Origin of the sequence: Frankia gtarii (assembly GCF_025403375.1) — a bacterium.
Taxonomy (GTDB): Bacteria; Actinomycetota; Actinomycetes; order Frankiales; family Frankiaceae; genus Frankia; species Frankia gtarii.
Map to the genome: position 1 here is coordinate 1 of NZ_JAMPTM010000167.1, position 14468 is coordinate 14468.

Annotated in this window: 13 protein-coding genes and 1 pseudogene; 5 read left to right on the plus strand and 9 right to left on the minus strand. The window is 72.4% G+C overall.

What is annotated here, in order from left to right; all coding sequences use genetic code 11:
- A partial coding sequence (locus tag NBZ83_RS21310) for an LCP family protein (protein WP_261575668.1) occupies nt 1-1093 on the minus strand: 1093 nt, incomplete at its 3' end.
- Nucleotides 1094-1889: 796 nt separating this feature from the next.
- Between NBZ83_RS21310 and NBZ83_RS21315 the strand changes: the two genes are divergently transcribed.
- Nucleotides 1890-2801 carry a 2-hydroxyacid dehydrogenase gene (locus tag NBZ83_RS21315; RefSeq protein ID WP_261568313.1) on the plus strand — a complete coding sequence of 304 codons (912 nt, stop codon included), beginning with the start codon at nt 1890-1892 and terminating at the stop codon, nt 2799-2801.
- 40 nt (nt 2802-2841) lie between these two features.
- Here the strand turns inward: NBZ83_RS21315 and NBZ83_RS21320 are convergent, their stop codons facing one another.
- Nucleotides 2842-3813, minus strand: a complete 972-nt coding sequence (locus NBZ83_RS21320; protein WP_261568314.1) for an NAD-dependent epimerase/dehydratase family protein — start codon at nt 3811-3813, stop codon at nt 2842-2844.
- A gap of 10 nt (nt 3814-3823) precedes the next feature.
- Nucleotides 3824-4801, minus strand: a complete 978-nt coding sequence (locus NBZ83_RS21325; protein ID WP_261568315.1) for a hypothetical protein — start codon at nt 4799-4801, stop codon at nt 3824-3826.
- A gap of 400 nt (nt 4802-5201) precedes the next feature.
- Here NBZ83_RS21325 and NBZ83_RS21330 point away from each other — a divergent pair, with 400 nt between their 5' ends.
- On the plus strand, nt 5202-6140 hold the full coding sequence (locus tag NBZ83_RS21330) for a PAC2 family protein (protein WP_261568316.1): 939 nt from the start codon (nt 5202-5204) through the stop codon (nt 6138-6140).
- A 104-nt stretch (nt 6141-6244) separates the two neighbouring features.
- Here NBZ83_RS21330 and NBZ83_RS21335 read toward each other — a convergent pair whose 3' ends face one another.
- Nucleotides 6245-6658: a DUF7715 family protein gene (locus tag NBZ83_RS21335; RefSeq protein WP_261568317.1), complete on the minus strand. Its 414-nt coding sequence runs from the start codon at nt 6656-6658 to the stop codon at nt 6245-6247.
- Nucleotides 6659-6861: 203 nt separating this feature from the next.
- Here NBZ83_RS21335 and NBZ83_RS21340 point away from each other — a divergent pair, with 203 nt between their 5' ends.
- Nucleotides 6862-8079 (plus strand): sensor histidine kinase, encoded by a 1218-nt coding sequence (locus NBZ83_RS21340; protein WP_261568318.1) that lies wholly within the window; start codon nt 6862-6864, stop codon nt 8077-8079.
- Here the strand turns inward: NBZ83_RS21340 and NBZ83_RS21345 are convergent.
- A complete protein-coding gene (locus NBZ83_RS21345; protein ID WP_261568319.1) occupies nt 8024-9574 on the minus strand; it encodes a DHA2 family efflux MFS transporter permease subunit in 1551 nt (516 codons plus the stop codon). The genes NBZ83_RS21340 and NBZ83_RS21345 overlap by 56 nt on opposite strands.
- A 305-nt stretch (nt 9575-9879) precedes the next feature.
- On the opposite strand from NBZ83_RS21345, the gene NBZ83_RS21350 reads away from it, so the two are divergent.
- On the plus strand, nt 9880-10584 hold the full coding sequence (locus NBZ83_RS21350) for a TetR/AcrR family transcriptional regulator (RefSeq protein WP_261568320.1): 705 nt from the start codon (nt 9880-9882) through the stop codon (nt 10582-10584).
- Between the two features lie 22 nt (nt 10585-10606).
- On the opposite strand, the gene NBZ83_RS21355 is transcribed toward NBZ83_RS21350, so the two are convergent.
- Entirely contained in the window at nt 10607-11026 is a 420-nt protein-coding gene (locus NBZ83_RS21355; RefSeq protein WP_261575670.1) for a pyridoxamine 5'-phosphate oxidase family protein, read from the minus strand.
- Between the two features lie 226 nt (nt 11027-11252).
- Here NBZ83_RS21355 and NBZ83_RS21360 point away from each other — a divergent pair, with 226 nt between their 5' ends.
- On the plus strand, nt 11253-12500 hold the full coding sequence (locus tag NBZ83_RS21360) for an ammonium transporter (RefSeq protein ID WP_261568322.1): 1248 nt from the start codon (nt 11253-11255) through the stop codon (nt 12498-12500).
- On the opposite strand, the gene NBZ83_RS21365 is transcribed toward NBZ83_RS21360, so the two are convergent.
- The 3 genes and pseudogenes from NBZ83_RS21365 to NBZ83_RS21375 all read right to left on the minus strand — a co-directional run.
- A complete protein-coding gene (locus NBZ83_RS21365; RefSeq protein WP_261568323.1) occupies nt 12485-13363 on the minus strand; it encodes a carbon-nitrogen family hydrolase in 879 nt (292 codons plus the stop codon). The genes NBZ83_RS21360 and NBZ83_RS21365 overlap by 16 nt on opposite strands.
- 22 nt (nt 13364-13385) lie before the next feature.
- Nucleotides 13386-14099, minus strand: a complete 714-nt coding sequence (locus NBZ83_RS21370; RefSeq protein ID WP_261568324.1) for an MBL fold metallo-hydrolase — start codon at nt 14097-14099, stop codon at nt 13386-13388.
- 121 nt (nt 14100-14220) lie between these two features.
- A pseudogene (locus NBZ83_RS21375) lies at nt 14221-14468 on the minus strand (hypothetical protein); the annotation flags it as partial.

Below are 14468 nucleotides of genomic sequence, written 5' to 3' on the forward strand. Positions count from 1 at the left end.
GGACGGTGGCGGTCGGGGCGGTGACCGGAGCGGTGACGGCGGAGCTCGCTCCGGGCGTCGGGGCGGTGCCCGGGGATGCCAGGGGATCGGCACCGGCGCTCGCGGCGACCGACGGGCCGTCGTCGTCGCCCATCGTGCGGGCGAAGAAGGCGCGTACGGCGTCGGGGTCGTAGAGGAAGTAGAACGCCGGATGGGCCACCTGCCCGGTGACGGGGATCGTCGCGAAGGTCACCGCGCCGCTGTCCATGCCGCGCAGCCGGCCGGCGAGCCGGCGCAGGTCGGCGGGGTCGGTCGCGTCGTCGAGGACCGTGGACCGGGTGACGGCGCCGAGGAACGCGACGAGTTTGGCGGGGCGTAGCAGCACGTCACCGGAGGACACCTTGCGGAACACCGCGGCCAGGAACGCCTGCTGGCGGTGGATGCGGGACAGATCGCCGTCGAGGAATCCGTGCCGCTGGCGGACGAACGCGAGGGCCTGTGCGCCGACCAGGTGGTTGTTGCCCTCCTGCCCGACGAAGCCGGAGCTGGGGTCGTTGAGGTTCGTCGCGTGGACCCGCCGGCCGTTGTCCAGGGTGACGGTCTCGACGTAGGGCGAGGCGGTCAGGCAGACGTCGACTCCGCCGATGGCGGTCGTCATCTGCTGGAACCCGCCGAAGTCGATCTCGGCGTAGTGGTCGATGCGCACCCCGGTGAGCTGCTCCAGGGTCGCGACCAGCAAGGCCGGGCCGCCACTGTTGAAGGCGCTGTTCACCCGGTCCCGGCGCGCGCGGTGGGTGCCGCCGTCGCCGTCGGTGTAGGCGGGGATCGGCAGGTAGAGGTCCCGCGGGATGGAGACGATCTGAGTCGTGCCGTCCGACGACAGGTGCGCGATCATCATCGTGTCCGAGCGGGCCCCGCCGACCTTCGCGGCGTCCGAGCCGGTCCGCACGTCGGAGCCGACGAGCAGCCAGTTCTCCGTCCCCGCCGGCACCGCCGGGGGCCGGGAAACGTCGACGTGCGGCAGGGCGATGCTCGCCCGCGCGATCTTGTGATCGTAAACGGTGAGGATCACCCAGCCCGACACCGTGGCGGCGAGGACGGCGACGCTCAGCACGGCCGCGAGAATCAGCGTGATCCGGGACCGCAGGCCGCGACGGCGACCCGGTCCTCGCGCGGCCGGCTCGGCCCCGGACCCGCCATCGGGGTTCCCCGAACCATCTACCGGATCCCCGGGGCCGCCGGCGACCATCCCGCCCGGCGTGGCGGACAGAGGAGACGCGACGGGCCGGGGTGACGTGACCGGGCGGGTGGACGTGACCGAGGGCCCGCGGGAGATCGGCGCCGTGGCGTCGGCGCCGACCGCCGCACCGCCGACTGGTGGCCGCGGGTCGGCAGCCGTCCGATGACTGTCCGCCCCCGCCGCGTCAGACCCGACATTCCCCTGAGCAACCGGCGAATTGGGCAGGCCTTCCGCAGGCGGACCTTCGCGGGATGTGGAGGCGGGCGCCGGTCGCTTCACGTCGCCGCCTCCCCCGCGATGATGCCGGCGAAATGACCGGATAGAGCTACCACAATAAGCGTGATTCGCGGGTCAACGGCGGCTTGGACAGCGCTATGTGACGACAACCGCCCTTACCTGGGCAAATCCTGCACCAGCCGCAGCATGCCGGCCACGCAGGTGGATCCGGCCGTCCGAGCGGTGCGGACATCGGCGTTCAGCCATGCCCTTCCACAGCCATCCGTGTCCGCCATCCGTGTCCGGTTGTCCCCGCACAAGGGCCGGGTCCGTCCCGGTGAAAGGGCGAGAGGCTGGGCAGTGGCGCGCCGGTGGCGCATGACCGCGGGTACGGGTCGGACCCGCGGCTCTGGTACGACAGGAGGGTCAGAACGGCGCAAAGCATGGAGGCTTCTTGTCCAGACCCGTCCTCGTCCTCGTCCCGACCAACGGCGGCGTGACGGCGCTGTCGGCGGTCCCCGGGATCGAGCCGCTGCGGTACGACCCGGACGTTCCCCTGCCGGCCGCGGCCCGCGAGGCCGAGGTGCTGGTCGTGGCGCCCGGCGAGGTGCAGCGCCAGCTCGACGCGATGCGGGAGCTGCCGAAGTTGCGCCTGGTGCAGACGTTCAGCGCCGGCACCGACCAGTGGCTCGGCCGGCTGCCGGCGGGGGTGGCCCTGTCGAACGCCCGGGGCGCGCACGGCGGTTCCACCGCCGAATGGGCGGCGGGCGCGCTGCTCGCCCTCTACCGCGAGATCCCGCGGTTCCTCACCGACGCCGCCGCCGGCCACTGGGAGCCGCGCCAGACCGGGACCCTCGCCGGCCGGCGGGTGCTCATCCTCGGCGCGGGTGATCTCGGCACCGCGTTGCGCCGGCGGCTCGAACCGTTCGAGACCGAGGTCAGCATGGTCGCCCGGCGGGCCCGGCCCGGCGTGCACACCCTCGACGAGGTGCCGGACCTGCTGCCCCGCCACGACGCCGTGGTGGTGATGCTGCCGCTCACCGACGAGCTGCGCGGCCTGGTCGACGCCGACTTCCTCGCCCGCATGCCCGACGGCGCGATCCTGGTCAACGCCGCCCGGGGGGCGCATGTCGTGACGGCCGCGCTGCTGGCGGAGCTGGAGTCCGGGCGGCTGCGGGCCGCGCTGGACGTCACCGACCCGGAGCCGCTGCCATCCGACCATCCGCTGTGGCGGGCCCCGGGCCTGCTGCTCACCCCGCATGTAGGCGGCATGACCGCCGGCGTGTCGCAGCGGATCTGGGATGTGATCGCCCGTCAGCTCGGCCAGTACGTCCGCGACGGCCGGCCGGAGAACCTCGTCGACTGACGCAACCGATTGCTGACCGGCCGCTGACCGGGCGGGGCGCTCAGGTGCGGTCCAGCTCGGTGAGGGTGCGGCGCAGGCCTTCGGCCAGCGGGGTCGGTTCCCAGCCGAGCTCCCGCTGGGCCCGGGAGGCATCGGGGACGGCGTTCCACCGCAGGTAGTGGAGCTGGCCACGGGCCAGTGGCGGGGGGCGGCGGGTCAGCCGGGCCAGCGCCTCGCCGCCCGCGGCGAGCGCCGCGGCCACCGCGGCCGGGATGGTGACGGCCGGGGGGCGACCGCGCCCACCTGCGACGACGACCGCCGCGGTCAGCTCCCGCAGGCTGACGTGGGCATCGGAGAGGATGTACCGCTCGCCGGGGCGACCCGCGCGGGCGGCCGCGAGGTGACCGCGGGCCAGCCCCTCGGTGAACACCAGCCCGAACCCACCGGGCGGGATGGCCGGCAGCAGCCCGCGCAGCGCCGGGCGGAACATCCGGCGCTCCATCGAGACAGGACCGTAGGGCGGGAAGCCGTAGACGGTCGCCGGGTTCACGATGACCACCTCCACGCCCCCGGCGGCGGCGAGCACCGCCTGCTCCGCGCGCTGCTTGGAACGCTCGTACGGGGTTCCTTTCGGAGCGGCGGCGAGCATGGTCTCGTCGAAGCGGCCGCCCGGTGGGGCGTCGAACACGTCGATCGTGCTGGTGTGCACCAGCCGGCGCACCCCGGCGCGGGCGGCCGCCCGCGCAACGTTGACCGAACCGGCCACGTTGACCCGGTCGAACTCGTCGGCGTCGGGCAGCCACTGCTCGGGAACGCCCATCGCGTTGAAGACGATCTCGACCCCGGCCACGGCGGCCGGCAGCGTCGCCGGATCTGTGACGTCTCCCACAACGACGTCGACCGGCTGGGGTAGTCCGGGTGCCCCGCGGGCCGGGTCGCGGACCAGGGCCCGCACCTGGTGGCCGGCCTCGATCGCGGCCCGCACGACCGCCCCGCCGACCTTGCCGGTCGCGCCGGTGACCAGGACTCTCACCGGCGGGAGCCTACGTCGATCCGCCGTTCCGGCCGCGCCGCGACCCGCCGCGGCCCCGGCCGAGCAGCCGGCCCCGGCCGAGCAGCCGGGAGCGGCCGGCGGCGGTGCGGCCGGCTTCGGCAATCCCGCGCACCGCGTACCAGCCGGTGCGCACCACAGCGGCGGCGTCGACCCCCGGTCGGCCGTCCACGGCGCGCGGCCGGGGCAGGTCGAGCAGGAGGTCCGCGCCCGCCGGCGGGGTGTTCGTGTGGGTGCTGGTGATCGTCGAGTAGTCGCCGAAGAACTTCACCTCGAGGCGTTCCCGGCGGATCTTGCCCGACCCGTCCGGGATGAGACGCAGGAAGTACAACACGCTCGTCCCACCGGCGGCGGCCCGGTCGTGCGGGTTGTAGCCGCCGCCGTCCCAGTGGAACCCCGCCCGGGTCCGCAGCAGCCAGCGCAGCCCCTCGATCACGATCGGGTTCGGCTCGGGCAGGCGCATCGCGAAGTGCCGTTCCAGCTCGAAGGCGCGCTCCTGCTCGACGAGGCCGGGCGGCAGCTCGGGGGTGCGGCGCACCATGAAGATCTCGACCGTGCGGTCGGCGCCGGCGTCGGAACGCAGCGACGCGTGGGTGAGGCGCACGTCGAGCTGATCCGGCCGGACGCCGTAACGCTCGCCCAGCCGGGCCCGTACGATGACGCTGGGGACCAGCGCGCTGGGCACGATCCCGAGTGAGGCCAGCGCGGTCAGGGCGGCGTCGAAGTCGTCGACGGCGATCAGCAACGCCGCGTGGTCGAGCACGCAGTACCGGGCCACGAGGACGACCAGCTCGGCGGCGCCGTCGATCCCTTCGAGCAGGCCGGTGAGCAACCCCTCGGTGTTCAGTGACCGCAGCGGCGCGCAGACGGCCTCGATGCGGCGGATGTCGACCTGATCGAGGGCGCTGCCGAGACCCTGGCCGGTGAGAATGCCACCCCAAGGCCCGGTTTCCGTCGGCGTGTCCGTCATTGCGTGCCGCCTCTCGCCACCCGGCGCAGGCCCGATCGAGCACGCCGGTACCGGGTCCCGCTCCGGTCCCGGTACCGGACTCGGTGGGCGGCTACGGCCCTGGTCGGCGGGGCCGGGCCGCTCGCTCCGAGCCGGTTGGCTGGCTTGTGGTGCCCGGGGCTGGTGCCGAAACTTTTCCGGGAGCCTAGCGGCAGCCTGTGACGGCTCCGTTGCCTGCTCCCTGCGGGAGGCCGCAAGCGGGTAAAATCAAGGTGAGACCCGGGCGGCGCCAGGCCGGTACGCGGCCGAGGCGGGCGCCCCGCCGTCCGGTGGTCCCCGGCCCCGGTGGAATGCCGATGGCGCCTGCCGCGCTTCTTTTCAGGTGACGGAAGCGACCGGTGGTGTAAGGAGGACCTCGATCGTGCTTGATCCGCAGGAGCTCTACAGTCTCACCGAGGACGCGTCCGACGACCCCATCGACGCGCATCGCCCGATCATGCTGGAGGCGCTGACCGGCGTCGTCGACGCCGGCAACGCGGTCAGCCTCGCCGGTGAGCACCTGTTGACCGCGCTCGACCATCGCATTGTCGCGACGTTCGACGTCGATCAGCTGCTGGACTACCGGTCCCGCCGGCCAACCATGATCTTCTCCGAGGACCACTGGGAGAGCTACACGGACCCGGTGCTCGCGCTCTACCAGCTCCGTGACGAGTCGGACACGCCGTTCCTCCTGCTCACCGGCCCCGAGCCGGACCTGCAGTGGAAGCGCTTCACGGCCGCCGTCCGCGGGCTGGTGGCTCAGCTCGGCGTCCGCCTCACCGTGGGGCTCAACGCCGTGCCCATGGCGGTTCCACACACCCGCCCCGCCACTATCACCGCGCATGGCAGCAGCAAGGAGCTCGTCGTCGGCTACGAGCCGTGGCTGCGCCGGCTGCAGGTCCCCGGCAGCGCCGGGCACCTGCTGGAATACGAGCTGGGCCGCGACGGCCGGGACGCGATGGGCTTCGCCGTCCACGTCCCGCACTACCTGGCCCAGACGACCTACCCCGCGGCCACCGAGGTGCTGCTCACGTCCGTGTCGAAGGCGACCGGCCTGATGCTTCCACTGGACGGACTTCGCTCCGCGGCGGTCGCCGTCCAGGACGAGGTCAACAGCCAGATCGCCCAGGGCGGGGAGGCCGCGGCGCTCGTCCACGCGCTGGAGGAGCAGTACGACGCCTACCAGCGCGGGCGGCGTGGCCCCAGCCTGCCCACGACCGACGCCGAGCAGAAGCTGCCGACCGCCGATGAGCTCGGCGAGGCGCTCGAGCGCTTCCTCGCCGAACAGTCCGAGCCGGGCGGTCCGAACCCGCTGTCCTGAACTACCCCGCCCCACTCGAGCTGCCCGCGGGCCGTCCCCTCGGCCTGCTCGGGTCTCCCGCCGGCCACGACGGCGGGAGACCCGAGCCTGCGACCCGGGAAGACTCAGCGGCGGTCGGACACCCGGCCGATGTCGGCGTCCGACAGCGCCCGGACCGACAACCCGTCCACGAGGCGCTCGACGATCGCCCCGACCGGCCAGCGGTCCACCTCGGCGAGCAGGCGCGACGCCTCCGCGTCGGCGTCGCGGGCATCCCAGCCCTGCGCGTCCAAACTATTGCGCAACGCCTCCAGATAATCCGTCTCCGTGATTCCGGGAAGGTCTCGGACCATCGCCGTCGTCGTTCCATAGAAAGAGCCGAGGCCGACGAAGACCCGGCCGCACTCGCACCGGCCATGCGGCCGATCCAGGTGCATGTCACAGAACACACGCAGGGTTACGAGCTCACCTTCCACCGCCCAGTGAAAATCATCGACACGCAGGCCCTGCGCGTACGCGGTGGCCGTGAGAAGTTTCATGACTCCCAAGCTCCTCGTGGTCGCCCGACCGCTTCCGGGTGGGAAGCGGATGCCCTCCGGATCTACGAGAAGACAACCATCCCCCACCGACAAAGTCTCGCCTTAGCCATGATCGGGGTACTCTCGACGCACGTCCCGGACCGGCCGCGGGGACCGGCCCGAGACGATTCCGGTGGGAAGATTCAGTGGGAGGACGGCAGCCGGTGACCGCGCCCGTCGCCGCCTCGGTCGACCCCGCCGCGGCCCCCAAAGGTGCCGGGTCCGCCGCACCACGCCAGCAGCGGCTCGCCGCGAGTGCCGCGACCTGGCGGGGTCTGCTGTTCCTGCTGCTAAACCTCCCGTTAGGCATTATCGGCTTCGTCTGGGTGACGACGGTGCTGGCCCTCGGTGCTGGCCTGGTAGTTACGGTGATCGGGATACCCGTACTCGCGCTCGGCCTGCAGGTCTGCCGCATGTTCGGCACCATCGAGCGGGTTCGGGCGCGGTCGCTGCTCGGTCTGCGGGTCGATGCGCCGTCCCGGCGGCCGCGCCGGCGGGCCGGCGGGCTCGGCGCGATGTTCGCCGCACTGGCCGATCCGGTGTCCTGGCGCACCGCGCTCTACCTGTTCATCCGCCTGCCCTGGGGCATCGTCAGCTTTGTGGCGGCGGTACTGCTGCTCACGGTGGGCTGGGTGGTACTGCCCGCGGCCACGCGTGGACTCGTCGCGGTCGACCGGGCGATGATCCGCAGCCTGCTCTCCCCGTCGGAGGGGGTGGAACGGCGGATCCGGGAGCTGGAGGCGGACCGGGGCGCGCTCGCCGACGCCGCCGCCGCCGACCTGCGGCGGATCGAACGCGACCTGCACGACGGCGCGCAGGCCCGGCTCGTCGCGCTGGCCATGGGTCTGGGGCTGGCGAAGGAGAAGCTCGCCGACGATCCGGACGCCGCCGCCCTCATGGTGGCCGAGGCGCACGGCGAGGCGAAACTCGCCCTGCAGGAGCTGCGCGACCTCGCCCGCGGCATCCATCCCGCGATCCTCACCGACCGTGGCCTGCCCGCGGCCCTGGCCTCGCTGGCCGCCCGGTGCACCGTGGCGACCCGGGCCGACGTCGAGCTGGGCAGCCGGCCGGCCGCCGCCCTGGAGGGCATCGTCTACTTCACCGCATCGGAGCTGCTCACCAACATCAGCAAACACAGCCGCGCCGATTCCGCCTCGGTCGAGCTGCGCCGCCTCGGTGCTGCCACGCTGCTCCTGCAGGTCAGTGACGACGGCGTCGGCGGGGCGGATCCACGTGGCGGCACGGGCCTGGCGGGCCTGACGGGTCGCCTGGACGCCCTCGACGGCGTGCTGGTCGTCGACAGCCCGCCCGGCGGCCCGACGGTGGTCAGCGTGGAACTGCCGTGGCGCGACGCCGACGGCGGCCCGGGGTCCCATCGCTGACCTGCACTGCCCCCGAACCATCCCGCGGCGCCGGGGGCGGCACTCCCATGGCCGGCCGCCCCGGCAGCAGGAGCGCCAAGGGGATGGCAAGCAGGGAGAACCCGAGGGTCCACCAGAACGACACCGCGTACGCGTGCGCCTGCACGCCACGATCGACCACCCCACCGGCCGTCGTCGCACCACGAAGCTGATGCGCCAGCACGACCGCGAGCACGGCGGTGCCGAGGGAGCCACCGATCTGCTGGAAGATGCGCACCGCGGAGGTGGCTCGGGGGATATCCGTGGGGCGTAGACCGTGGTAGGCCGCCGACATGACCGGGATCGTCGCGGCCGCGAGACCCATCCCGCGGACGACGAGGGAGCCACCGAGGAGAACCTCGCTCGTGTCCGCGCCGACCTGGGTGTAGGCCACCGAGCCCAACACGTTGAGCACGAGACCGGCCAGGACGAGCAGCCGCGGGCTGGTCCGATCGACCACCCGACCGACCAGGATCATCGCGAGCATCATGCCGAGTCCCTGCGGGGCGAGCAGCAGCCCGGCCTCGATGGCGCTGCGCCCCCGCACCTGCTGCTCGTAGAGCGGTAGCAGCAGCATCGCCCCGTAAAGCGAAAGCCCGAACAGGAACATCATCCCCGCGGAGCCGCAGAACGACGCGGAACGGAACAGACGCAGATCGATCAACGGGACGATCCTGGTCCGCAGCGCGTGCAGGGCAAACGCGGCGATCATCGCCAATCCGACGATCAGGGGCGCCAGCGCCCTCGGGTCGGCGAAGTCGCCGTGCCGACCCGCCTCCGAGAGGCCGTAGATCGCCGCGGCGAGCCCCGGCGAGAGCAGGGCGAACCCGACCCCGTCGAACGGGTGACGCTGCGCGACCCGCAACTCGGGCATCCAGCGCCAGGCCAGCGCGATGGCGAGGGCGCAGACCGGCACATTGACGAGGAAGATCCACCGCCAGCCGAGATCGTCGATGAGCACACCGCCGATGACAGGGCCGAGCACAGGGGTGAGCAGGGCGGGGATGGCCACCGTCGCCATGAGCCGGCCCAACCGCTCGGGGCCGGCGGCCTGGGCGAGGATCGTCTGCATCAGTGGCAGGAGCAACCCGCCCCCCGCGCCCTGGACGATCCGGAAGGCGATCAGGCTGCTCGCGGACCAGGCGATCCCGCACAGAACTGAACCCGCCAGGAACAGCGCCAGCGACACAAGCCACATCCGCTTGCCCCCGAAACGCTCCACCGACCAGCCGGTGAGCGGGATCACCACGGCCAGGGCCAGCAGGTAACCGGTGCTGACCCACTGGATCGTCGAGACACCGACGCGGAAGGACCGCGCGAGGGTGTCGAGCGCGACCGAGACGATCGTCGCGTCGAGCTGCACGACGACCGCTCCAGCAAGAACGATCAGCGCCAGCCGGACGAGCGCGGGATCCAACCGGTCGCCACCGGCCGCATCGGCGCCATCCGCCGTCGACGCCGCTGCCTGCATCGCCATGGGCCTGCCTCCGGAACGGTTCGGGGATCACGTCACGACACCACCGGTGCGGTGGACGAGCGGCACTCACCGGCCTTCCGGCAGAACGATACACCGTCTCGATTTTGATACGTGGCATCGACATTCGTACAGCGTAGCGAGATCGGTGGACAACGTAACCTCGAGGTATGGGTGACCACACCCGCGCGGAGAGACTCCCGGCGGCACCGACGGCCCTCGCCCCGCCGACCCCGGCGCACCACCCGGCCTCACCTGCGAATCCGACACCCGCGGGGGCGACGAGCGCAGCAGCCGACCCGGCGCCGATGCAGGGATCGTCCGGGATCGTCTGGGCCCGCCCGGCCGAGCGCCGCAGGCCCCGGCTCACCCGGGAGGCGATCGTCGACGCAGCCGTCACGATGGCCGACGCCGAGGGGCTCGAGGCGGTCTCGATCCGCCGGGTCGCCGCGGCGCTCGACGCCCGGCCGATGAGCCTGTACTCCCACTTCGACCGCAAGGACGACCTGCTCGCGCTCATGAACGACCGGGTGGCGGCCGAGGTGATCGTGCCCGAGCCGCTGCCGGCGGACTGGCGTGACGCCCTGCGCGCCATCGCCCACCGAACCCGGGACAGCAGCCTGCGTCACCCCTGGGTCCTGCAGACACTCGCCTGCCACCCCCAGTTCGGCCCGAACGGGCTGCGCCACGCCGAGCAGTCCGCGGCCGCGGTGTCCGCCCTGCCGCTACCGCCCCACCGACGGGTCGCGCTGCTGCGCGCGGTCGACACGTACACCCTCGGGCACGTCACCGCCGAACTACGGGAGCGCCAGGGTTACCTCGGCGGCGCCGACCAGGCGGACGTGCAGCGCTACCTGACCGGCGTGCTCGAAAGCGGCCAGTACCCCCACCTGGCCGGGTTCCACCACCAGGACCTCGTCCTGGTCGGCGGGGATGCCAGGGAGAGCTTCACCGAGGGCCTGGAGTGGCTGCTGGCCGGGATCGCAGCCGCCATCGGCGCGGCATCGGCCTGACCGGTCAGACTGGTCAGACTGGTCAGACGCTGCCGAGCACCCGGGTGATCCGCACCTCCAGGACGACCCGCAGCGGGTTGGCCCGCGGCTCGCGGTAACGCTGGGCGTAACGACGCTCCGCGTCGGCGACGCTCGCCGGGTTGTCGCGCACCACCGCCAGCCCCTCCAGCGTCGACCAGCGGCGCCCGTCGATCTGGCACAGCGCGACGGCGACTCCCTCGAACGGCCCCGCGGCGATCAGGCGCACCTTGCGGGACCGACCGGAGGTGATCACCCGCGCAATCCCGGCCGCGGGGTCGAGGGTCGCGCCGACGGCGACCACGTGCGCGCTGCCGTCGGCGCGCACGGTGGTCAGACTGCACAGATGGCGCTCCCGCCAGAAGCTGAGGAACTCCTCGCCACGGCCGGTCAGATCGGGCCCGCGGGCGGATTGGTTCGACATGCCGCCAGCCTGCCACGCGACGGACGGAGCCGTCCGCGGCCACTCGGCCGGAAAGCTCCGCCACGATATGTACCCAAAATAGTGCCCTTACCAGCCCAATATCCGCACGACACGAGCCGGGAAGCACCGATGCCGACTCTCTTCGGAGGTTCGACGCCCGTTCTCGGACCGCGACAGGACACCGCGGCGGGGACATGCACAGTTGCGGCGCACGGACAGGAGCGACATGCGATTCGACTTGGGAACAATCAACACGGGGGACACGGCCTGGGTGCTGGCCAGCGCCGCCCTCGTCCTGCTCATGACGCCGGGGCTGGCGTTCTTCTACGGGGGAATGGTCCGGGTCGAGAACGTCCTGAGCATGATCATGCAGAACTTCTTCTGCATGGGCATCGTCAGTGTGCTGTGGGTACTGGTGACCTACAGCCTGGCGTTCGGCGGGGCGAACGGGCTGATCGGCGGATTCCACCATGTCGGGCTCGCCCACATGGACGTCCAGGTCGCCGGTTACGCGGGGGCGGGGGCGCAGACAATTCCACCGGTCGTGTTCGTGTGCTTCCAGCTGATGTTCGCCATCATCACGCCCGCGCTCATCACGGGGGCGAGCGCGGACCGGTTCCGCTTCAGCGCCTTCGCGATGTTCATCGCGCTGTGGTCGGTGCTGGTCTACGGGCCGGTGGCGCACTGGGTCTTCTCCCCCGCCGGCTGGCTCTACGAGCACGGCGCCGAGGACTTCGCCGGGGGAACCGTCGTGCACGCCAACGCCGGCGCCGCCGCCATCGCCGTCGCCGTCGTGCTGGGCCCCCGCCGCGGCTGGCCCACCGGCGACTTCCGCCCACACAACGTCCCGTTCGTCCTGCTCGGCGCGGGCCTGCTGTGGTTCGGCTGGTTCGGCTTCAACGCCGGCTCCGCCCTGCACGCCAACGAGCTCGCCGGCAACGCCTTCGTGAACACCAACACCGCGGCGGCCTGCGCCATGTTGGGCTGGATCCTCGTGGAACGCCTGCGCGACGGGGTGGCCTCCACGCTCGGCGCCGCCTCCGGTGCCGTCGCCGGCCTGGTGGCGATCACGCCCGCGGCCGGTTACGTCACCCCGGTCGGCTCGATCGTCATCGGCCTGCTCGCCGGTGGCCTCTGCGCCCTGGCCACCGCCATCAAGGGCAAGGTCGGCATCGACGACGCCCTGGACGTCGGTGCCGTGCACCTCGTCGGCGGCGCGCTGGGCGCCCTGCTCATCGGCCTGCTGGGCAGCAGCGACATCGGCGGCCGGGACGGGCTTTTCTACGGCGGCGACGCCGGCCTGCTCGGCGATCAGATCGTCGCGGTCGTGGCCGTGGTGGCCTACTCGTTCGCCGCCTCACTGATCATCGCCTGGGCGGTGCGGCTGGTCCACCGGCTGCGGGTGACGCCGGACGAGGAGGTCGAGGGGCTGGACACCACCCAGCACGGCGAGGTCGCCTACCGGCTGTTCTGAGTTCCACGGCGCGCGGCTTCCGCAACGATGGTGACGCCGAGCCGGCGGTGGGTGAGCACCGGGAACTCGGCGCGGACCGCGGCCGGCAGGGCCGGGTCGAGCTCGGCCCGGACCCGGGCGGGGTCCTGGCCGCCCTCGGCCAGCACCACCCCCCACGGGTCGACGACGACGCTCGCCCCGGCCATGTCCCGGCCCGCGTGCCGACCCGCGACGTTGCAGGCGACGAGGTGGACCTGGTTCTCGATCGCGCGGGCACGGGTGAGCACGCGCCAGTGCTCCAGCCGGGCCGCGGGCCACGCCGACACGACCGCGACGAGGTCGGCGCCGGCGTCGCCGAGCATCCGGAACAGTTCCGGGAAACGCAGGTCGTAGCAGGTGGCCAGGCCGATGCAGCCGAGCTCGGTGCGCACGGCGCCGACGGTCGTTCCCGGCGTGAGCAGCCTGGCCTCATCGGACTCGTAACCGAACAGGTGAATCTTTCGATACGTGTGCAGAAGGTCGCCGCCCGGACCGATCAGGGCCGTCGTGTTGTGCAGCCGGCCGTCGTCGGCCCGCTCCACCAGGCTGCCCGCGACCAGGTGGAACCGGCGTTCCCGGGCCACCTCGCGCAGCGCGGTCAGTGTCGGACCGGTCAGCGGTTCCGCCTGCGCCCGGTAGGCGTCGAACTGGAAATACCCGGTCGCCCACAGCTCGGGGAGCACGACGAGATCGGCGTCGGTCCGGCGCAGCTCGGCCAGCACCCGGCGGACCCGGTCCGCGGCGCTCTCGCTATCCGGGCAGTCGAGTTGCAGGCACACGGTGCGGACACGGCCGGACGACGGCGCGGGCGTCGGCGTCGGCGTCGAAGCGGTCGTCGGCGTCATCGGCGTCATCGGCGTCATCGGCTCAGCCCAGGCCGAGCATGGCCTTGAACTGTTGGGCACTCGCCGGCCGGAAGACGTGGTTCATCCGCTTGACGACGGCAAGATCCTCGGACGACCGCGGAGAGTACTGGTGGCCGGGGAAGACGGTGGTGGTGTCCGGCAGGGTGCCCAGCCGGCGCAGGCTGTCATACATCAGGCCGGCGTCGCCGCCGGGCAGATCCATCCGGCCGCAGCCCTCCAGGAACAGGGTGTCGCCGGCGACGAGCCGGCCGTCGACGACGAAGCACTGGCTGCCAGGGGTGTGGCCGGGGGTGTGCAGCAGCTGGATCGGGATCTCTCCGACGGTCACCACGTCGCCGTCGTCGTGCTCGACGAGCTCGGCGGCGGAGACCTCCGTCGCGCGGCGCACCCACTCGGCCTCGGCCCGGTTGACGTGGATGGGCACGTCCTGGCGGGTGAGCAGCTCGCGGATACCCTCGATCTCGAAGCCGAACGCGGAGCCGCCCACGTGATCGGCGTGGTAGTGGCTGACGAGCGCGCCGGTGAGTCGCATGCCGTCGGCGGCGACCAGGGCGAGCAGATCGTCCACCTTGTAAGCGGGGTCGACGACCACCGCCTCGCCGGTCTCCCGGTCCCCGACGAGGTAGACGAAGTTGACCATCTGGGTGCCGACCGGGTCGCCGACGGCGAAGTCGCGGCCGGACAGCAGCTGGCGGAAGTAAAGACGCTCGGTCATTCGCTCAGCGTACGAAGGTCCGCCCCGCGGTGGGACGAAGCGGCCACCCGGACGGAGCTACAGTCAGTGACATGACAATGACGATGACGACCCAGCCCTGATCTTCCGCCGGCGGCATGGGTCAGGTAGCTGGCCTGCGAGACGAACTGATCCTGCTGTGCCCCTGTGGAGCCCCGGCCCCGACGCCGGCACCCTCGTGGGCGGTGAAGAAGTCGAGGATGGCGCCGGTGGCGTCGAAGGCCCGCCCGGCGGCTGAGTCACGCGGGTCGCGGCGGGCCTCCGGGCTCGCCGGCCACAGGTGGGTGCCGCCGACGACCGTGTCGAACAGCACCTCGCCGCCGCCCGCACAGCCGACGTAGCGGCGGGCGA

Coding starts and splice junctions, on each gene's coding strand:
- NBZ83_RS21325 (WP_261568315.1), bottom strand. CDS start 4,801: ATGACGGACACGCCGACGGAAACCGGGCCTTGGGGTGGCATTCTCACC.
- NBZ83_RS21335 (WP_261568317.1), bottom strand. CDS start 6,658: ATGAAACTTCTCACGGCCACCGCGTACGCGCAGGGCCTGCGTGTCGAT.
- NBZ83_RS21345 (WP_261568319.1), bottom strand. CDS start 9,574: ATGGCGATGCAGGCAGCGGCGTCGACGGCGGATGGCGCCGATGCGGCC.
- NBZ83_RS21350 (WP_261568320.1), top strand. CDS start 9,880: ATGCAGGGATCGTCCGGGATCGTCTGGGCCCGCCCGGCCGAGCGCCGC.
- NBZ83_RS21355 (WP_261575670.1), bottom strand. CDS start 11,026: ATGTCGAACCAATCCGCCCGCGGGCCCGATCTGACCGGCCGTGGCGAG.
- NBZ83_RS21360 (WP_261568322.1), top strand. CDS start 11,253: ATGCGATTCGACTTGGGAACAATCAACACGGGGGACACGGCCTGGGTG.
- NBZ83_RS21365 (WP_261568323.1), bottom strand. CDS start 13,363: ATGACGCCGACGACCGCTTCGACGCCGACGCCGACGCCCGCGCCGTCG.
- NBZ83_RS21370 (WP_261568324.1), bottom strand. CDS start 14,099: ATGACCGAGCGTCTTTACTTCCGCCAGCTGCTGTCCGGCCGCGACTTC.